This is a genomic window from Bacillus sp. EE-W1 (assembly GCF_009760835.1).
Lineage (GTDB): Bacteria > Bacillota > Bacilli > Bacillales > Bacillaceae_G > Bacillus_A > Bacillus_A wiedmannii.
Genome location: NZ_WIPE01000073.1, coordinates 99,039 through 119,625, shown reverse-complemented (window position 1 = coordinate 119,625; position 20,587 = coordinate 99,039). Strand labels below are relative to the sequence as shown.

The following is a 20,587-nucleotide window of genomic DNA, read 5'->3' as shown; positions in this document are numbered from 1 at the left end:
TTATAAGTTATTATTTTTAGAAGAATACTGAACCATTCTCACTTCTACTGCTAAGGAATTTTTTATATGTGAAGAGATAATAATTGTTTATATTCTTTATATTAAAGAGATAAATGAATTTTTAGCCATATACGGTCAACTAAAAAGGAGTGTCATATAGTCGATAATTCGACTATGTGACAGCTCCTTTTTTCATGGGGATGAACGGATAAATAGAAAAAACAATGTGTTAGATATGCAATTATTATCGTAATGCTTGTTGTTTGCATGTTGGAAACGAATTTGTTCCCTATCTTCTTTAGAGCAATGACAGAGATGGAGACTAGGCGATGTGGACTAAGAAATCAATCGCGAAAGAATATAAATGGCGAGGCTGATGTACGTATATGGGGAAAAACCCGTGCTTTTGCACGGCTTTTTTTATGTTAGTTATCAAGAGAAAGCAAACAGATGTTACTCCATTACGATAATCGGCTTAATCGTTTTCCCTGTTTTAGAATCTTCAAATGCTTGAGCGATTTCTTCAAAAGAATAGAATTGTACAAATGTATCGAATGGGAATAATCCTTTTTGATAGAAATTAATTAATTTTGGAATGAATAGTTGTGGCACTGCATCACCTTCAACTACTCCTTTAATTGTAATAGCTTTTACGACAATTTCATTTGTTACGTTTATAGTTAAATCTTTTTTACCGACAGCAACAGTTGCCATAGTCCCTTTTACTCGTAAACATTGAATGGATTGAAGTGTAACAGTATTTACGCCAGTTGTTTCAAATGAGTAATGAGCTCCACCGTTTGTAATTTCTTTAATTTTGGCAACTGGATCTTCGATTAAGCTATTAATCGTGTGTGTAGCCCCTAATTCTTTTGCTAATTCTAAACGACTATCATGAATATCAACGGCAATGATTGTGGTACATCCAGCAATTTTAGCTGTCATTAAGCCACTAAGACCAACAGCGCCAGTTCCAAATACAACTAGGCTACTACCTGGTTTTGCTTGTAGTGAATGTAAGATTGTACCGCTACCAGTCATAATTCCGCAACCAAGTGGACCTAACAAACGTATATCAACATCTTTTGTTACTTTTACAACATTATTTTCATCAACTACGGCATGGTATGCGAATGAAGATTGGCCGAAGAATTGAGAAATATCATTATTGCTAAGATCGTGTATAGGTGTTACATGGCGTTTGTTTTTTCCAGAGAAGTTTAACTCAATCATATTTTCGCAAGCAGCAGCATTACCATCTAAGCAACTTTCACAATGACCACAGTAAGAGAATCCGAGTACTACATGGTCACCAGGTGTAACGGATGTTACATTACTTCCCACTTTTTCCACAATACCAGAACCTTCATGTCCTAAAACAACTGGTTTTGGTGTGGGCATTGTCCCGTCTAAAACTGTTGCATCTGTATGACATATACCAGAAGCGATAATTTTTACTAGTACTTCATCGTCTTTAATCTCGTCTAAGTATACTTCTTGCATATTAAAATCTTTTTCGGGTTTAGAAACGATAGCTTTTGTTTTCATTGTTATCCTCTTACTAAAAGTTAAATAAGAAAAAATACGTTCAACTATGTAGGAGTCTTTTATTCGTTCCTAAAATTTTGTTTGTACAATAAAAAACAAATGAATGATTGAAGCCTCGTTACTGTAAGTTTGAATATAGTACAATGGAAATCGTTTTTTTAGTAAATAGTTTGAAAAACAATTACCAATATATTCTATAGTAATAAAACTAGAAGAAAAGAAAACATCCACTTAACAAGTATTTTCCTCATCCACTTACTGAACATAAAAATAGACAGTAGTGTCTTGAATACCAGAACCCTTAAAGTTAAAAAACAGTTAGTTTTATTATGCGAATATTTCTACATAAGAGCGTATAAATTGACGTTACTATCTAAAAGTAAGTATGATGCGATTATAGTAAGAATTTTTTAGGGGGAAGAAAAATGACAAGTTCAAATAATAAAGCAGCAAGTATTTATGAAGGAACAAATATAAATGATTGGGGTTCTTTTGAAAATATTGAAGAAACGAAGTTATTTGACTCGATTCAAATTGGATCTTGGTCTCTTCGTAATCGCATAGCAATGGCACCGATGACGAGATGTTTCGCGAATCATGAAACAGGAATCGTTGGTACTGATGTAGTCGAGTACTATAGAAAACGTGCAGCTGATGGAGTTGGCTTAATTATTACAGAGGGAATCGTCATTAGCCCAAGAGCAAAAGGAAATCCAGGAGTACCAGGGATTTATACACAAGAGCAAATCGATTCGTGGAAGCCTGTTACAGAGGCAGTACATAAAGAAGGTGGAACGATTATTGCTCAAATATGGCATGTTGGCCGTATGAGCCATCACGAGATAATTGGTGGGCAAATGCCACAAGCACCGTCTGCTATCGCTGCAGAGGGAAATGTTCCGCGTTTTCGTAAACCGTTCGACACGCCAGAAGCAATGACGTTAGAAGAAATACAAGAGGTGATTGGTCAATACGCACAAGCTGCGAAAAACGCGATCGAAGCTGGATTTGATGGAGTAGAAATACACGGTGCACACGGATATTTAATCGATCAATTTACTTATGAGTTCGCAAATAAGCGTACTGATAAATACGGCGGAGATTTAAAGCAAAGGCTAACGTTTATGAAAGAAGTAACAAAGGCTGTAATAGAAGCTGTTGGGGCTGATAAAACACTTCTTCGCTTCTCTGCTTTCAAAGGTGATAATCCAACTTATATGTGGGAAAACCCTGAGCTTGCAATTGAAACGTTTGTAAATATGTTCAACGAAGTTGGATTAACGATGATTCACCCTTCAACGATGAATTATACAGCAGTTATTGCTGACGGAAAGAATTTTCATCAATTAGTAAGAAAATATTGGGAGGGTACGATTGTAGGAGTAGGGAATTTAAATCCGAAAGAGGCTGAAGAAGCGTTGCAAGAAGGAACAATTGATGTAGTGGCATTCGGAAGACCTTTAATAGCTAATCCAGATTTTGTTCATCGAATTAAAAATGCTGAAAGTTTAGTTGAATATGATGCGAAAGAGCATCTTGCTACGTTAATTTGAATAAAGATAAAAGGAGAACACATCAGGTGTTCTCCTTTTATTATGGATTTTCATAGGAGGAAGCGGGATGAGTGAAACGCTACTCGTTATTATTAGTATATTGCTCTTATTGATGTTACTATTAATCATTTTTTTTATTATTACATTTTTTATTAAAAAACGGACGCATCATTCTATATTAAAGCTGCATCCATACTTAGGAAGGATGCGTTATTTACTTGAAAAGATAGGACCGGAATTTAGGCAATATTGGTTTGATCATGATACGGATGGAAAGCCCTTTTCACGTTATGATTTTCAAAGTGTAATGTTTCTAGCAAAATACCGTTCAGAAATACTCGGTTTTGGATCAAAACGAGATTTTGATGCATCTGGATATTATATTGCTAATACATTATTTCCGATATTAACAGATGAATTAAGTGTGAATGTAACGCAAGAACGTGAAGGGAAAAAGTATGTGATTCATAAAGAAGGGTTATTTTCACGAAGAGAAAAATTGACAGCGGATACAACGAATCTTTGGTTATATGAAGAAGACGATGCAATTATCGTCGGTGAAAACCGCAAATATCCGTGGAAACTACATGGCATGTTTGGGGCATCTGCGACTTCTTACGGTGCGATTGGCGAAAATTATATTTTAGCGAGCGGATTTGGTGCGAAGATGGCTGGCGGATCGTGGATTAATACTGGCGAAGGTGGCGTTATTCCAGAACATTTACATACAGGTGCGAATATCGTTGCGCAAATTGGTCCGGGTTTATTTGGGTACCGTGATGAGGGTGGTAATTTTTCAATGGAGAAATTTATGGAGAAAGCAAAAGAAAGCAATATTAAAGCATTTGAATTGAAATTTGGGCAAGGTGCGAAAATACGTGGTGGTCATCTAGAGGGACAAAAAGTAAATGAGAAAATTGCTTCTGTTCGGAATGTGCGAAAAGGAGAAACGATTAATTCACCGAATCGATTTCCATTTTTAAAGAATGCAGCAGATACACTTTATTTTATTCAACGTTTGCAAGAAAACGGCGGTAAACCAGTTGGGATGAAGATTGTAATTGGACAGCAGGAGCCGTTGGAAGATTTATTCAAAAGGATGAAAGAGTTAAGCATCTATCCAGATTTCATTACAATTGATGGTTCAGAAGGTGGATCAGGAGCAACGTATAAATCGATGGCAGATAGTATGGGGATGCCGCTTATTCCAGCGTTACTGACATGTATTGATACAGCGAATCATTATGATGTTCGGGACAAATTCAAAGTGTTTGCCTCGGGGAAATTAATTACACCAGATAAAGTGGCAATTGCTTTAGCTATTGGTGCAGATGCTGTAAATTCAGCACGTGGATTTATGATGGCAAGTGGCTGCATAATGGCACTTCAATGTAATTCCGGACAATGTCCATCTGGAGTTGCCACGACGAATCCGCACTATCAAAAAGCGCTAGATCCGTATGAGAAGAAATGGCGAGTAATGAATTATGTTGTTAGCATGAGATATAGTTTGTTCTCACTTGCGGCCGCAGCGGGAGTAAAGAGCCCGCGTCATTTAACGAGAGAGCATATTGTGTTTAAAGATGAGGTGGGGCGGATAGTCCCTCTTTCAGAATTGTTTCCTACTAGTAAATAGAAGATAAGCTATGTTTAATAGATTAAAAGTCATACATTCGTATGGCTTTTTTTCTTTTGAAATTTGTCTGATAAGTGAATGAAAATAAGGTATTATATTTTCTGAATATTTTTACTTTAATTTATTTTAAAACCGGGGTAATCCACTGGGATAAAGGCGTTTATAAAGGTTTTCACATGTAGTGAAAAGGGCTTGTTCACTTGAAAGAACAAAAAATGTTTGTTAAGGTAGGGAACCATAAGCGAAAACAAGAAAATAGAAAAAGTCATTTTTCGAAATTTTGAATGGCTTATGTAACTAAGGGAGAGATTTGGTGAAGATTGAGATTATGGTTTCGCTTGCTATTTATATGGCAGGTATGTTGTATATCGGTTATTGGTCTTATAAGAAGACATCCGATTTATCAGATTATATGTTAGGCGGAAGGGGACTCGGTCCAGCAGTTACAGCTTTATCAGCTGGTGCTTCTGACATGAGTGGTTGGATGCTAATGGGATTACCTGGTGCGATGTATGCAACAGGATTATCTAGTGTATGGATTGCGATAGGGTTATTAATAGGTGCTTATGCAAACTATTTAATTCTTGCCCCGCGTTTGCGAACGTATACAGAAGTGGCAAATGATTCAATTACGATTCCAGACTTTTTAGAGAATCGATTTAAAGATCGTACGAAAATACTTCGTTTTGTCTCCGCTATCGTCATTTTAGTATTTTTCACATTTTATGCGTCGGCTGGTTTAGTATCAGGTGGGCGTTTGTTTGAAAACTCTTTCAACCTTGATTACAAAATTGGTTTATTTGTAACTGTCGGTGTCGTAGTTGCTTATACACTATTCGGTGGCTTTTTAGCAGTAAGTTGGACCGACTTTGTGCAAGGATGTATTATGTTTATTGCGCTTGTATTAGTACCAATTGTTGCTTTTACAGATGTGGGCGGTGTAACAGAAACATTCAATACAATTAAGCAAGTTGATGCATCGCGTTTAGATATGTTTAAAGGGACTACAATTCTTGGTATTATTTCATTTTTAGCATGGGGTCTTGGGTATTTTGGGCAACCGCATATTATTGTTCGCTTTATGGCAATTACCTCTATTAAAGATTTAAAAACTTCTCGTAGAATCGGTATCGGTTGGATGACGATTTCAATTATAGGTGCAATGCTTACTGGTCTAATTGGTATTGCTTATTACGCTAAAAATAATGAGACATTACAAGACCCGGAAATGGTCTTTGTAACATTCTCAAATATTTTATTCCATCCGTACATTACTGGGTTTTTACTATCAGCTATTTTGGCTTCGATTATGAGTAGTATTTCCTCGCAATTACTTGTTATTTCAAGTGCAGTAACGGAAGATTTCTATAAAACATTTTTCCGTCGGGACGCTAGTGATAAAGAACTTGTATTTATCGGTAGACTGTCAGTATTAGTAGTAGCTATGATTGCAGTTGTTTTAGCATATCATCCAAGTGATACAATTTTAACACTTGTCGGTTATGCTTGGGCAGGATTTGGTTCAGCATTCGGACCCGCTATTTTATTAAGTTTATATTGGAAGAGAACGAACAAATGGGGCGTTCTTGCTGGGATGATTGTAGGTGCAGTAGTTGTTATTACTTGGGTACAAATTCCAAGTTTAAAAGCCACTATGTATGAAATGGTACCTGGATTCTTCTGTAGCTTATTAGCTGTTATTGTTGTAAGTTTATTAACGAAAGAACCAGTGAAAGCAATTCATCGTGAATTTAATGAGATGGAAGCAGTGTTGGAAGAGGAAACGAAATAATTAGCGAAGAGAGTAAATGATAACTAGCATTTACTCTCTTTTGATTTAAAATGAAAATAAGTAACTTGTTGACAACTAAAAGTAAGTAACTTATAATAAATATTAAGTTCAAGATAATTTATTTCCGAATAAAGATTTCAGATGGAGTAAATATTTTTTGGAAATTATCTCGAATTCGAGATGAATTCAGTGATATAGAAGATAATGCGTAATTTCACAGCTTATATCTCGAATTAAAGATAAAATCATAAAGATGGATTTTACTTTGCAGTATGGACAAAATGAATAATGAATTTTAATGTATACAAGTTTTTAAAATGAAATAAAAAGGGGCGGAGAAAATGGAAAAGAAAATGATGGGAATTCATCACATTACAGCAATCGTAGGACACCCACAAGAAAATGTAGATTTTTATGCTGGTGTGTTAGGTTTACGTTTAGTGAAACAAACAGTGAATTTTGATGATCCAGGCACGTACCATCTTTATTTTGGTAATGAAGGAGGAAAGCCTGGAACAATTATTACGTTTTTCCCATGGGCAGGTGCTCGTCAAGGAATTATTGGTGACGGTCAAGTAGGCATTACGTCTTATGTCGTACCAAAGGGCGCAATGGAGTTTTGGGAAAATAGATTAGAAAAATTCGATATTTCGTATACAAAAATGACTCGATTTGGAGAGCAGTATTTAGAATTTGATGATCCACATGGTTTGCATATAGAATTAGTAGAAAGAGAAGAAGGCGAATTAAATAATTGGACTTTTGGAGAAGTTACGCCAGAAGTAGCAATTAAAGGATTTGGCGGTGCTGTTCTTTTATCTGCACAACCTCAAAAAACAGCTGAATTGTTAGAGCATGTTATGGGTCTTGAGAAAATTGGAGAAGAAGGTGAATTCGTTCGATTCCGTTCTTCTGCTGATATTGGGAATATTATTGACTTGAGGCTATCGACAATCGGGCGTGGCCAAATGGGTGTTGGTACAGTCCACCATATTGCTTGGAGAGCGACTAACGATGATGATCAACTAGACTGGAAAGAGCATGTGTCTCGTTTTGGATATCACGTAACTCCTGTACAAGATCGAAATTATTTTAACGCAATTTATTTTAGAGAACACGGGGAAATCTTATTCGAAATTGCAACAGACCCTCCTGGTTTCGCTCATGACGAATCGTTAGAGACGATGGGTGAGGAATTAAAGTTACCGGAGCAATATGACCCACATAGAAAACAAATTGAACAAACACTTTTACCATTTGAAGTGAGAAATTTAGACGAAAAGTGATTGAAAGGGGAAAAGGATTATGATGAAACATATTTTTCAAAAAGGAAAAGATACGTCAAAACCAGTGTTGTTATTACTTCATGGTACAGGAGGTAATGAATTAGATTTATTACCACTTGCAGAAATAATTGATCGGGAAGCATCTGTATTAAGTGTTAGGGGGAATGTATTAGAAAATGGCATGCCACGTTTCTTCCGCCGATTGGCAGAAGGCATTTTTGATGAAGAGGATTTAATTTTCCGTACGAAGGAATTAAATGAATTTTTAGATGAAGCTGCAAAAACATATGAATTTGATAGAAATAACATTGTAGCTATCGGTTATTCAAATGGAGCAAACATTGCTGCAAGCTTATTATTCCATTACGAAAATGCATTAAAAGGTGCTGTGCTTCATCACCCAATGGTGCCTAGAAGAGGAACACAATTGCCTAATTTAGCAGGGAAATCCGTGTTTATCGCTGCTGGGACAAATGACCCGATTTGTTCATCAGGAGAGTCAGAGGAATTAAAGGTACTATTAGAAAATGCAAACGCTAATGTAACAATGCATTGGGAAAATAGAGGGCATCAATTAACAATGAGTGAAGTAGAAAAAGCAAAAGAATGGTATGACAAAGCATTTTAAAAAAGAAGCATCTGCTAACAACTAGTAGATGCTTCTTTTTTTATTTACGACTGAATTGCAAGATGAGACGAAGAAAGTGGTAGCTGAATATCAACGATCGTACCTTTATTTAATTCGCTTGAAATGTGTAATTTACCATGATGTTCTTCAATTATTTTGTAACACATCATTAATCCTAGTCCTGTTCCCTTTTCTTTTAAACTATAAAATGGTTCACCTAAACGAGAGATACGATCTTCTGGGATACCGCAACCTTCATCGATAATACGTATTAAGATGAAAGTATCCTCTAATGGCTTTGTTTGGATGTAAATATTTCCGCCATTTGGCATTGCTTCTATCGCATTTTTTAATATATTTATAAAAACTTGTTTTAATTGGTTACCATCACATTGAATATCATGTTTGTAATCAAAATGATCCATAATGATATGAACACTATGCATAATAGCAGTTGGTAAAATAAATGTAACTACCTCTTCAATTAAAGCTTGTATGTTACAAGTTTGGATAGATAATACTTGTGGTTTAGACATCGCCATAAATTGACTCGTGATAGATTCCATCTGTGAAATCTCACTTAACATAACATCGATATACCATTTCTGCTCCTCATTTATTTCAGGGAGTAGCAATGTTAGAAAACCTTTTAGAGAAGTGAGTGGATTTCGAATTTCATGTGCAATTCCAGCTGTCAGTTGTCCGACTACTGCGAGCTTTTCTGATTTTCGTAATAACTTTTCCGTTTCTTTTAGCTCGGTAACATCTCTTCCCATTACGATAAGACCTTTACGGGAGCCGTCAGAATGATAAAGTGGAACTTTCGATATACTTAAGATTAGATCGAAATCATCTCTATGAATAATAAATTCCTCGCCATGAAGAATTTGTCTTTGTTGCCATGCTAGTTCGTCGACTTCTTCACAATGTAAAAAAGCCTCTCGGTACGCTTCGTTATATTGAATGAGTTCACTATCTTTTTTCCCGTGGTAAGGTACATGATGGAAATTGAAACAAGAAAGTGCGTAGTCATTTGCCTCAAGCCAGCGCCCCTCATGATCCTTAAATATAACAAACGCAGGCATGGAGTTCACTAATGTACGTAACCTCTTCTCACTTTCTTTTAGCATATTCTCAATTCTTTCTGATTTTTCAAGAGGCTTCATAATGGCATATACGCCAGTTAGACGATTTTGGACAAAAATAGGAACTAGTTTTGTCACGACGTCTAATAAGAATCCGTTTTTATGATAAATTGATAAGATATACTCTTGTTGATTATCCGCTCCAGTATTCTTTATATTTTGTAATACTTGCTCAGAAATACGAGCTTCTAAAATAGAGGTAATATTTTTCTGTTCTAATTCTAAAGAAGTGTAACCTAATATTTTTTCGGCAGAAGGATTTATATGTAGTATAACTCCCTCTAAATTTAATGAAATAATACTATCAGGATTGTGTTCGAACAGAGATGCGTACATTTCTGTTAATGAACGATTTTGTATATGGTTTCGCAAACGTCTAGAAATGTTCGGATGACGTTTTCTTTGAGTTGATGAATATTTTTTACGACTCATAATAGTTCCTCCGTACAAATAGCATCTAAAAAGATTTGTCTATTCATAACTATAATATAGATGTAATGTGTATTTCTATAAAAAATGGAAGTTATATAATAAATTTTGTTTTCTTTATTTTTTGCAAAGTGAGTACAAGGTGGTAATAAGGGGAGCTTATATTGTTTTATAACTCTTTTGTAAGTTACAAAAGTAGGTTTTCTTTATAACATTAGGGTAGAAGAGGGGGGAGAGAAAATGAGAAATTATATTCAAGGTATCGATCATGTGCAAGTAGCTGCGCCTGTAGGATGTGAAGAAGAAGCAAGAGAGTTTTACGGTAATAAAATAGGTATGGAGGAAATACCGAAGCCGGAGGAATTAAAGAAGCGTGGTGGGTGCTGGTTTAAGTGTGGAAATCAAGAGATTCATATCGGAGTTGAGCAAAACTTCACCCCAGCTAAAAAGGCGCATCCAGCTTTTTATGTTTTAAAAATTGATGAATTTAAACAAGAGTTAATAAAGCAAGGCATTGAAGTAATAGATGATCATGCACGGCCAGATGTAATTAGATTTTATGTGTCAGATCCGTTCGGAAATCGAATTGAATTTATGGAAAATAAAAACTAGGTGGAAATCCACCTAGTTTTTTAACCTTTTCTAAACAATCCTAATACTTCAACCGTTTCGGTAATGTTAACGAATGCATGAGGGTCAATTTCGGAAATTGTTAATTTCATACTTGCTAATTCTTCACGAGAAACGACGGTCATAAGTACACGTTTTTTTTCGCTGGAATAAGCACCTTCGCCATCAAGTAATGTAATTCCACGTACAACAGTTGAAAGGAGTTGTTTTTTCATTTTTTCTGCTTCATTTGTTACAATCATAAGTGTAACCTTTCGATGTTTCGTATGAATAGCATCGATCACTTTACCAGTTACATAAATTGAAAGTAAGCTTGTAAGAGCAACATCCCAAGTGAAGAAGAATCCTGCAATTATTACAACGACTGCATTTAAAATAATAAGGAATCCACCAAGTTTAATGTCTCTTTTTCGAGACAATAGCATACCGATAATATCAAATCCACCAGTTGATCCATTACAGTTAAAAACAAGGCCGATACCAGCTCCGGCAATGACACCACCAAAGATAGATGATAAAAGTGGGTCTGTTGCTACGACTTTTACTGGAACGTAGTATAATGCAACAGATAATACAATAACAGAGATAACAGTGTTAAAAATCACTTTTTTTCCAAGACCTATGTAACCTAAAATAAGGATAGGTAAGTTTAATACAAAGTTAATAATACCCGTGTTTACAGGAGTTACAATCCCTAAAATAATAGCAATTCCGCCAATTCCACTACTTAAAATTTTGTGGGGGATAAGGAAAAGATTAAATGCAATCGCAATAATAATAGAACCGATAATAACACCAAGAAATCTGACCATTTCTTTCCCGTCCTTCACTAAAAAATTCATATTATTTCAAGATTATATATGATATTGAAAGTTTTGGGTAAAAACAGTTTATTTCGGAAAATTAGATTAATCAAAAGAATTCGAGTATTTTCTCATTTGAAAGGGGATACAGATATGAGGATAAAAACGTATCAACAGAAAAGCCCGTTGAAGCAAGAATGTGAGGATTCTTATTTTTGTAATGAAGAAAAAAAGATGTATGGTGTATGTGATGGTGCAACACCGCTCGTCCCGTTTCGTGATGAAAAGGGACATAATGGAGCATACATCGCTTCGCATTTATTTGCAAGTTATTTTGCTTCATTACGTGAAAATCATAGTTTGCAAGTTGCCGTTGCAAAAGCAAATGAAGCATTGCAAAGCAAAATGTTAGAGTATGAAGTAGATACGAGAAAGAAAGAGCATTTGTGGTGTACATGTATTGCGGCAGTTCAAATAGATGGTGAGAAAATTGAATACGCACAGTTAGGGGACTGTATGATTGTCGCAATACTTCAAAATGGAACGATGCAAGTATTAACGCAAGACACGGTTGAAGGAATTAGTAAACGAGCAAAAAAAAAGAGGGAAGAAGACCGTAATAAAGGGTTAACTGTACCAGAAGAACATGTTTTTCAAGATGTGCGAGAACAGTTAAAATATAATCGTTATCTTGCAAATATGCAGGACGGGTATTCTGTTGCAAATGGAATGAAAGAAGCGATACATTATTTACAACATGGTGAACTACATATAGATGAAGTGAGTGGGATTTTTATTTGTTCAGACGGATTATTCCACCCAGATTGGCCACTTGAACAAACTGTTGCATATATAAGAAAGAATAGTATAAGTGAATATGTAGCAATCATTGAAGAGCTAGAAGGGGAAAAGAGAATAAGACCAGATGATAAAACAATTATGATCATTGATTTTTAAGGGGAGGATGTTCAAATGGAAATTAAATGTGTTAATTTAACATTTCAAGATGAATTAGTTCCTTTAGAGAAAGTTAATAAACTGATTATCCACCATACATCCGAAGATGGATGGGATGTGTATAAAACACATGAATTTCATCAAAAAGTAAGAGGGTGGAGCGGGATTGGTTACAATTATTTTATTGAAGAAGATGGAACTGTAGTCGAAGGGCGAGGTTTACATATTGGAGCACATGCGAAAGATAATAATAGGGATACAATTGGAATATGTATGACGGGTAATTTTGATAAATATGATCCAACTACCGCACAAATGAATGCATTATATTCTTTATGTAAAATGTTTATGAAGCAGTTTGCTATAAAGAAAGAAAATATACTTGGTCATAGGGAGCTAGAAGGCGTTACAAAAAGTTGTCCTGGAAAGCATTTTTCTATGGTAGAGTTAAGAAACGGACTAACTTAAATATAGAGGAGTAACAAATGATGATGAATATAAAAATACCTAATGATAAAAAAGAAGAGCTTGTGGCACAAATTCAGCAATTTTTCGTTGAAGAAGATTTAGATGAAATTGGACGTTTCCAAGCAGAGCGATTAATAGAAGAAATGATTAAATTAGTAGGACCGTTTGCATACAATCAAGCAATTGGAGATGCTAGAAAGCTTGTAACAGAGAAACTATCTAATATTGAAGAAGATTTGTATGTGTTAGAGAAGAATGAAGGGAAGTAAAAAGAGCCATTTTGGCCGTATTCCGTCAATTATAAAATAAGTATTATGCCACGGCTTTTTCCGATGTTCTGTTTGGAAAAGGCCGTGAAGTTGTTTTTGGGCATATAAAATAAAGTTTCATTTCTTTTGTCAAAAAGAACCCTAGAACTAAAAACGTTATTCTTTCTTAACAAGCTAGATGAGAAAGAATAACGTTTTTTAGATTGAGATTAAAAATATATTATCTTAATTTTATCTTTTTTTAATAATTTATTTATAGGCAATTTATAGTTGCTATTTATAATTCCTATATATAGCAGCTATGGATACTACAAAGAAGAAATTTGGATGTGTAACCCTTTGTATCCAATTAGCTGTAATCAAAATTTAAAACATGAATTGCTCACATAGAATCTTCTTTTGGAAGATAAGTGGTGTAATTCTTTGTTAAATGAAGGAAGGGATTGGGAAGCTATGAATAAAACAATTTTAAAAACATGTATCATATCAGCAGTTTTAGGTGGAAGTTTATTAAGTGAAACGAGTGGAGAGGTGAAAGCAGAAGAGGTTACACCAAACACGAATCATACTGGTGTATTCAAAGATGTTCCAAAGGGGCACTGGGCATATGAGGCGATTCAGCAATTAGCAGGTGAGAAAATCATTTTTGGCTATGATGATGGAAGATTTGGTTTTGGAGATAACGTAACACGTGAACAAGTTGCAGCTTTAATGTATCGTTATTTTAATATGGAAGAAAACAAAAATTATCAAAACCCATACGGTGACGTAAGTGAAGATTCAACAAGCTATATAAAGGAAATTTTATCTTTAACAGAAATGGGTGTTTTTAAGGGGGATGAGCATGGAAACTTTAGACCGAAGGCATCCTTAACACGCGCAGAAATGGCACAGGTTCTTACAAATGCTTTTCATTTAAAGGCAAAGAGTAATCATACTTTTAATGACGTTGCAACGAACTCATGGGCAAGAAATGCAATTAGTGCTGTTCAAACAAATAATATTGCAAAAGGAGTAGGAGGAGGGAAATTTGCTCCAAGTATGGATGTGACGCGTGAACAGTACGCACAATTTTTATACAATGCAATACAAGAAACCGAGCAAATTCAACAAACGAAAGGGCAACTACTAGCTAGCATACTTGGTGAAACAAACTGGAAAGGGACAAAAGTCTATGACAAAGATCATAATGATGTAACGAAAGAAAATCAAAATTTCATCGGGCTTGCAAAATATGATGCTAAAACTGCAAGGTATGAATTTTTTAATGCAAGTACAGGAGAGAGTCGTAATGATAGCGGTACCTTTTTTATAACGAATGATGGAAAGAAAAGGGTGTTAATTTCTGAAACGCAAAATTATCAAGCAGTTGTTGAATTAACGCAATTAGACAAGGAGAAATTTACATATAAAAGAATGGGAAAAGATGCAAAAGGGAACGATGTAGAAGTGTTTGTTGAACATGTTCCTTACCATGGAAAAGAACTTTCTTTCACGCGACCTGATAAAAAGTTGGAAAGCTCGACGGGGAAAATAGTTACAGACGTTGATGGAGATGAAATTTTATCTAGTACACTATGGAATGGAACGGTGGTATTAGACGAACAGGGTAATGATGTAACAAAATACAACTCAAACTTAATCAGTCTAGCAAAATACGATAAAAATACAAATAAATACGAATTTTTCAATGCGAATACAGGAGAAAGTCGTGGAGACTATGGTTTCTTTGATGTTGTACATGGTAATAAAATAAGGGCTCACGTTTCGTTAGGAAATAATAAATATGGTGCGGTCCTTGAACTGACTGAGCTAAATAAAGAGAAATTTACGTATACAAGAATCGGGAAAGATGCGAATGGAAAAGATATAAAAATCTTTGTTGAGCATGAACCGTATACAGGTGACCTAAAACCAAATTTCACAAAGTAATCTTTTACTCTAGCAAATGCACTATGTTAGTAAGAGAAAGCCTGAGCTATTAGGTAATTATACAGTAGAAGTAAAATAGTTATTTAAAGACAAATAGATGCCTTGAGGCATCTATTTGTCTTTAAAATGATTTTATGGGTAAATATAAAATACAAATTCTTTTTTCTAGGATCTAGTAACTCCCTACTTGCACAACCATATATCCTAGTTCTTTTTTATTTATTCTCTTTATGCTCTTTATATTCATGTACTTTCTCTTTTACATTACCAACCGTATCTTTAGCAGTGCCTTTCACTTTATCCCATTTTCCTTCAGCTTGTAATTTCTTATTGTCAGTTACTTTCCCGACAACTTCTTTTACTTCACCTTTTACTTTATCAATGGCACCTTCTACTTTTTCCTTTAAACCATGATCATTCTTAGTCATACATTTCTCCTCCTTGTAGTTTGATTAGAATTCTCTTTTCATGTTGCAAGTTGAATGATGTATCTAGTAATAGCGTAATAAATCTAGTTTGAATATTCAAATGATTAATAGGATAGAAAAGGAATTGTCATGAAATGTATAAAATTGTAATGAGAAGAGAAAGCATGTAAATTACATGTCTTTTGCAGTCCATATTGATTTTGTATAAGCAATTTTCATATGGGCACGTTCCATATTATTTTGACTTCCGGTACCGAACCTTGCTTGTCCGACTATTAAATGACAGTTTTTCGCTAGGGCTTTTTCTATTCGTTTTTGAATTAAGGCAGTATGACAGCCTTTACGCTGAAATTCTGGCAAAGTAGCAGAAGCAGCTAATGAAGCAATCCCATTATTTATATACAGGACACCAATGCCTGCAGGAGTATTTTGAACTTCGGCTATGAAAAAATGCCAGCCAGGTTTATTGTAGAGAATTTCGTTATTTTGGCGTACGCCATCTTTTGTAAAGGGTGGCATGTTAAATCCACGTACATATATGTCTGCAAAAATATGAAATTCATTTTCTTTTAGTTGGCGTACTGAAATGTTAGAAGTAAGTAGGGATGGATCTTCTCTCGGTATACTATATAAAGCGGTATGGAAGCTGGATTGGTAAAATCCTTTTTGAGATAAGTATTGAAATAATTCAGCTGTACCTTGAGCGGGTGTAATTTCAAAACGACAAGGGATTTGTAGCGATTGATAATAAGAGATGATTTCATCTATCTCATCTGTATTTGTAAAGGTAACGCCTTTTACTGTGTTAAAAGCAGGACCAAAAATTATTTTTGATGAAAAGGCAGTGGCATTCCCGAACTTTTTCATTTGTATTTGCATTGGATTTTCAGCTAACGCTTGTAGTGCTTGTAGTCTAGAAGAGAGCATATGTATTTCTGCGTTTTCAATTTCTTGAGCTGCATTGAGTGTCATAATTGTACTCATAATATTCCTCCGTCAATAAATATATTTCATAGTACATATACGATGTTTGTTCGGAGATTCCTGTTGAAATGTAAGAGAATAAGAGGTTTTTTGGAAGGGAAATGGAAGCTAACTGTCGAAGGGAGTGGAAACAGATTAAAGGTGGTGCTCTCATGAAACAGGAAGACGTGCAGACATGCTCTAATTGTGGTTCTCATAACATAGGAGAAGGGGAGTTTGTCGGTTATGCACAAATACGGAAAAAGGAGACGATGTTCACATCTTCACCAGTAGATGCTTATATTTGTACAGATTGTGGGAATATCCTTTTATTAAAAGTACGACATTATGAAAAGTTTAAGCAGAAGCCGTTATGATTATGGAGAAGTGTTTTTATTAGGGAAGTTAGAGGAGTAATATTTTACATATATATATGAGTATGTCCTTATATAAAGAGATGACAACATATACTGTGTGGGATGCTTATTAATCGTTGCACGACATACAAAAATGTATAGAAGAAATTGTGAATCAATATGGGGAAGACAAATTAACCCTTATTGGAATACTTCATATCGAAAACTCCTTTAAATGAATAAGGGAGTTTTTGTTTTTTGTGACAGTAATTACCTTTAATTGTTATAATTGGTTATTGGGAGAGGGTATTTTATTAACGCCATAATCATAGAAGAAAACTAGCTAAATCGTATAGAAAACGGCTATATAACACAATCGCAACCATAAGTTTACAAAGTGCAACTGCAGGAAGATAGAGATAAGGGTAATGTTTACATACAATTTAGTTAAGAAAACAAAGGGGGACACACATATGGGATTTGGTGAAAAGCTTTTTAAATTAAGAAAGGAAAAGGGCCTTTCTCAAGAAGCATTAGCTGAAAAATTAAACACAACAAGGCAAGCGGTTAGTAAATGGGAAAACGGTCAAGGTTTTCCTGAAACTGAAAAGTTAATAATGATTGGAAATGTATTTGAAGTATCACTCGACTATTTATTAAAAGAAACTGCTGAGCAAAGTAATGAAAATGTGGAGGGCTATTACGTAAGTAAGGAAATGGCAGAAGGGTATATAGTGTATGGGCAAAAAATTTCTAAATATATTGCGTTAGGATTTAGTTTGCTCATTTTATCGACAATACCGTATTTATTATTTAAAGAAAATGCAACAATGTCGACATTTCTTGTCATTATCATTGCTGTCCTTGGAATTGGAGCAATGATGGTACCGGCAACGATAGAAGAGAGTCGATACAATGTATTGAAAAAAGAAGAACTACTATTTGATCAAAACTTTCTAAAAGAATTGACAAAAAGATATGAAGTAATTAAGAAGAAGTATGCTGCAGTAATGATCGTTGGATTTTGTTTTATAGCAGCAGGAGCGATACCATTTTTATTTGAGAAAAAGCATATCATTTCAGGAGAATTAGTGCAGTATTATCCGTACTGTGTTGTACTTATTGCGATTGGAGTCTATCTTTTTGTTCGTGTTGTAGGAGTGTGGGAGATATATCGAATTTTAGTAGAGAATAAAGAATATAGCAATCGTATTATTTTTAAAATGAAAAAGAAAGTAAGAAAAAAGGTAGATAGTTTATAAAAAATAAAAAACATGTTTCGAATCAATGTATTCAAAACATGTTTTTTATCGTTCTGAATTATTTCCAAAGAAATAATTCAGAAAATACGGAAAAATGTCGTAATCACTTGTAGAAGTCTGTTATAATGAACGAAATGAAAACGCTTTAAAGGGGGATATAACCAATATGATGATGAATGTACCGTTAACAATTAGTTCTATGATGGAAAGAGCAGAAAAACTGTTTTCAAAGAAAGAAATTGTTTCACGGACACATGATACAGTTACGACGTTAACGTATAAGCAGTTAGGTGAAAGGACGAGAAGGCTTTCTAGTGCGTTACAAAAGCTTGGGATTAAAGAAGGCGAGCGTATAGGAACGTTAGCGTGGAATCATCATCGACATGTGGAAGCGTATTTTGCTATTCCTGGTATTGCTTCCGTTTTACACACAATTAATATTCGTTTATCTCCTCAACATATTTCATACATTATTCAGCACGCAGAAGATCGAATTCTACTTATAGATGAAGATCTCGTACCACTTGTTGAAAATATTCAATCACAATTATCAACTGTACAAGCCTACATTATTATGACTGATAAAGATGAACTTCCCAATACTACGCTAGAACCTGTATATCATTATGAAAAGCTATTAGAAGAAGGCAATCCAACTTTCCAATTTGTAAAAGATATTGATGAAAATACACCTGCTGGTATGTGTTATACGTCAGCGACTACAGGAAACCCAAAAGGTGTTGTATATACGCATCGTAGTACTGTATTGCATTGTATGGCACTCGGTTTAGCGGATACAGCTGCTTTATCGGAAAGTGATGCGGCGATGGCAATTGTACCGATGTTCCATGTGAACGCTTGGGGGCTTCCTTTTGCAGCTACTTGGTTTGGAACTAAACAAGTACTGCCAGGACCAATGTTTACTCCAAAAATTTTATTAGAGATGATTCAAGCTGAAAAAGTAACGATAGCAGCAGGTGTGCCGACAATTTGGCTCGGTGTATTACAAGAGTTAGAAAATAATAGTTACGATTTATCTAGTATAACGAGAATATTATGCGGTGGTGCTGCTGCACCGAAAAGCGTTATTAAAGCATTTGAGCAAAAATATAATGTTCCTTTCGTACATGCATATGGTATGACTGAAACAAGCCCACTCGTAACACTTGCACGTTTAAAAAGTTATGAAACAGAATTATCATATGAAGAGCAATTAGAAATCCGCTCAAAACAAGGGTATCTTGTCCCTGGTGTAGAGATGAAAGTAGTCGGTACAAACGGTGAAGTGAAGTGGGATGGTACGGAAATGGGAGAACTATGTTTACGAGCACCATGGATCGCTGAAAGTTATTATAACGATGAACGTACTGTCGAAGGTTTTCGTGATGGTTGGTTATATACAGGAGATGTCGTTACGGTTGACGAGGAAGGCTGCGTGAAAATTGTTGACCGTACGAAAGATGTTATTAAAAGCGGAGGTGAGTGGATTTCTTCAGTTGACCTTGAAAATGCATTAATGGCACATGATGCTATATTTGAAGCAGCTGTCGTTGCCGTTCCTCATCCGCAGTGGCAAGAGCGACCAATTGCCTGCGTCGTTCAAAAGAAAAATAGTACAGTAACAAAAGAAGAAATATATGAGTTTTTAAAATCACAGTTTGCGAAGTGGTGGTTACCAGATGATATTGTATTTATGGAAGAAATACCGAAAACATCTGTTGGGAAGTTTTTAAAACAGGCGCTTCGGAAAGAACTTGAGCATTTGCATAAAGAGAAATAATTGAAAAAATATTTGTAAACCTATATTTAAAACAAGTTGACAAAGACTAAATAGAAAGATAATATAACTCCTATAATATGTTATCTGAAAATCATTTTAAGTTTACAAATAGGAGAAGCAAATATGAATACAAAAAACTTAGTTTTCGTCGCTTTATTTAGTTCTATTATGGGAGTGTTAGGGTTAATACCTCCAATTGCTCTTGCTATTACACCAGTTCCGATTACATTACAATCACTCGGTGTTATGCTTGCTGGTGGATTGTTAGGATCACGTCTTGGTGCATTAAGTCAGCTTATTTTCTTACTTATAGTTGGAGTTGGAGCACCATTACTTGCTGGTGGACGCGGTGGTCCAGGCGTATTTGTTGGGCCAAGTGCAGGATATTTACTTGGTTATATCGTTGGAGCGTTTGTCATTGGTTATTTAATTGAGCGTTTACGTGAAGTTTCTATAATAAAGGTATTATGTATTAATATAATTGGTGGTATTTTCGTAGTTTATGTATTTGGTATCATTGTACAAGCTTTCTTTATGGATGTTTCTATATGGCAGACGATGAAAGTAAGTGCCGTATTTTTACCAGGTGATTGCATAAAAGCGATTATAGCAGCAATTCTTGTAACGAAATTACATCGTTCATTGAAACATATTATTACGCCTGCTCTCAAGAGTGGGAAATATACAAATGCGGGATAAGAAAGAGAAGAAACACGTTCATT

Annotated in this window: 19 protein-coding genes; 14 read left to right on the top strand and 5 right to left on the bottom strand. The window is 35.0% G+C overall.

Annotated features, from left to right (window positions below; translation table 11 throughout):
• Nucleotides 1-453 precede the first annotated feature (453 nt).
• Entirely contained in the window at nt 454-1,548 is a 1,095-nt protein-coding gene (locus GFJ36_RS19015) for an NAD(P)-dependent alcohol dehydrogenase (protein ID WP_157349719.1), read from the bottom strand.
• Nucleotides 1,549-1,973: 425 nt separating this feature from the next.
• Between GFJ36_RS19015 and GFJ36_RS19010 the strand changes: the two genes are divergently transcribed.
• The 5 genes from GFJ36_RS19010 (at nt 1,974) to GFJ36_RS18990 (ending at nt 8,443) form a co-directional block, all read left to right on the top strand.
• Nucleotides 1,974-3,101 (top strand): alkene reductase, encoded by a 1,128-nt coding sequence (locus GFJ36_RS19010; RefSeq protein WP_098082513.1) that lies wholly within the window; start codon nt 1,974-1,976, stop codon nt 3,099-3,101.
• A gap of 67 nt (nt 3,102-3,168) precedes the next feature.
• Entirely contained in the window at nt 3,169-4,737 is a 1,569-nt protein-coding gene (locus GFJ36_RS19005; RefSeq protein WP_098082512.1) for an FMN-binding glutamate synthase family protein, read from the top strand.
• Nucleotides 4,738-5,050: 313 nt separating this feature from the next.
• Nucleotides 5,051-6,529, top strand: coding sequence for a sodium/proline symporter PutP (putP, locus tag GFJ36_RS19000; protein ID WP_048544125.1), 1,479 nt, complete (start codon nt 5,051-5,053; stop codon nt 6,527-6,529).
• 341 nt (nt 6,530-6,870) lie between these two features.
• Nucleotides 6,871-7,815: a ring-cleaving dioxygenase gene (locus GFJ36_RS18995; RefSeq protein ID WP_098082511.1), complete on the top strand. Its 945-nt coding sequence runs from the start codon at nt 6,871-6,873 to the stop codon at nt 7,813-7,815.
• 19 nt (nt 7,816-7,834) lie between these two features.
• Nucleotides 7,835-8,443, top strand: a complete 609-nt coding sequence (locus GFJ36_RS18990) for an alpha/beta hydrolase (RefSeq protein WP_088064204.1) — start codon at nt 7,835-7,837, stop codon at nt 8,441-8,443.
• Nucleotides 8,444-8,487: 44 nt separating this feature from the next.
• Here GFJ36_RS18990 and GFJ36_RS18985 read toward each other — a convergent pair whose 3' ends face one another.
• Nucleotides 8,488-10,020, bottom strand: coding sequence for a BA3702 family sensor histidine kinase (locus GFJ36_RS18985; RefSeq protein WP_106383391.1), 1,533 nt, complete (start codon nt 10,018-10,020; stop codon nt 8,488-8,490).
• Between the two features lie 237 nt (nt 10,021-10,257).
• Here GFJ36_RS18985 and GFJ36_RS18980 point away from each other — a divergent pair, with 237 nt between their 5' ends.
• Nucleotides 10,258-10,629, top strand: coding sequence for a VOC family protein (locus tag GFJ36_RS18980; protein ID WP_157349718.1), 372 nt, complete (start codon nt 10,258-10,260; stop codon nt 10,627-10,629).
• A 20-nt stretch (nt 10,630-10,649) separates the two neighbouring features.
• Here the strand turns inward: GFJ36_RS18980 and GFJ36_RS18975 are convergent, their stop codons facing one another.
• Entirely contained in the window at nt 10,650-11,459 is an 810-nt protein-coding gene (locus GFJ36_RS18975; RefSeq protein ID WP_000251342.1) for a YitT family protein, read from the bottom strand.
• A gap of 144 nt (nt 11,460-11,603) precedes the next feature.
• On the opposite strand from GFJ36_RS18975, the gene GFJ36_RS18970 reads away from it, so the two are divergent.
• The 4 genes from GFJ36_RS18970 to GFJ36_RS18955 all read left to right on the top strand — a co-directional run bounded on the left by GFJ36_RS18970 (nt 11,604) and on the right by GFJ36_RS18955 (nt 15,076).
• Nucleotides 11,604-12,407 (top strand): protein phosphatase 2C domain-containing protein, encoded by an 804-nt coding sequence (locus tag GFJ36_RS18970; protein ID WP_088064202.1) that lies wholly within the window; start codon nt 11,604-11,606, stop codon nt 12,405-12,407.
• A 15-nt stretch (nt 12,408-12,422) separates the two neighbouring features.
• A complete protein-coding gene (locus GFJ36_RS18965) occupies nt 12,423-12,875 on the top strand; it encodes a peptidoglycan recognition protein family protein (protein ID WP_098857919.1) in 453 nt (150 codons plus the stop codon).
• 17 nt (nt 12,876-12,892) lie between these two features.
• Entirely contained in the window at nt 12,893-13,144 is a 252-nt protein-coding gene (locus tag GFJ36_RS18960) for a DUF2164 domain-containing protein (RefSeq protein WP_001994665.1), read from the top strand.
• 453 nt (nt 13,145-13,597) lie between these two features.
• The gene (locus GFJ36_RS18955) at nt 13,598-15,076 is read left to right on the top strand and encodes a DUF4822 domain-containing protein (RefSeq protein WP_157349717.1); all 1,479 of its coding nucleotides are present in this window, start codon (nt 13,598-13,600) and stop codon (nt 15,074-15,076) included.
• A gap of 215 nt (nt 15,077-15,291) precedes the next feature.
• Here the strand turns inward: GFJ36_RS18955 and GFJ36_RS18950 are convergent, their stop codons facing one another.
• Nucleotides 15,292-15,504 carry a CsbD family protein gene (locus GFJ36_RS18950; protein WP_016077378.1) on the bottom strand — a complete coding sequence of 71 codons (213 nt, stop codon included), beginning with the start codon at nt 15,502-15,504 and terminating at the stop codon, nt 15,292-15,294.
• Between the two features lie 171 nt (nt 15,505-15,675).
• On the bottom strand, nt 15,676-16,488 hold the full coding sequence (locus tag GFJ36_RS18945; RefSeq protein ID WP_087982102.1) for a GNAT family N-acetyltransferase: 813 nt from the start codon (nt 16,486-16,488) through the stop codon (nt 15,676-15,678).
• A 152-nt stretch (nt 16,489-16,640) separates the two neighbouring features.
• On the opposite strand from GFJ36_RS18945, the gene GFJ36_RS18940 reads away from it, so the two are divergent.
• From GFJ36_RS18940 to GFJ36_RS18925, 4 genes are all read left to right on the top strand, one after another.
• Nucleotides 16,641-16,844, top strand: a complete 204-nt coding sequence (locus GFJ36_RS18940; RefSeq protein ID WP_048544090.1) for a hypothetical protein — start codon at nt 16,641-16,643, stop codon at nt 16,842-16,844.
• Nucleotides 16,845-17,296: 452 nt separating this feature from the next.
• Nucleotides 17,297-18,085, top strand: a complete 789-nt coding sequence (locus tag GFJ36_RS18935) for a helix-turn-helix domain-containing protein (RefSeq protein WP_157349716.1) — start codon at nt 17,297-17,299, stop codon at nt 18,083-18,085.
• Between the two features lie 166 nt (nt 18,086-18,251).
• Nucleotides 18,252-19,865, top strand: a complete 1,614-nt coding sequence (locus GFJ36_RS18930; protein ID WP_088064196.1) for a long-chain fatty acid--CoA ligase — start codon at nt 18,252-18,254, stop codon at nt 19,863-19,865.
• Between the two features lie 123 nt (nt 19,866-19,988).
• A complete protein-coding gene (locus GFJ36_RS18925; RefSeq protein ID WP_001093321.1) occupies nt 19,989-20,564 on the top strand; it encodes a biotin transporter BioY in 576 nt (191 codons plus the stop codon).
• Nucleotides 20,565-20,587 lie beyond the last annotated feature (23 nt).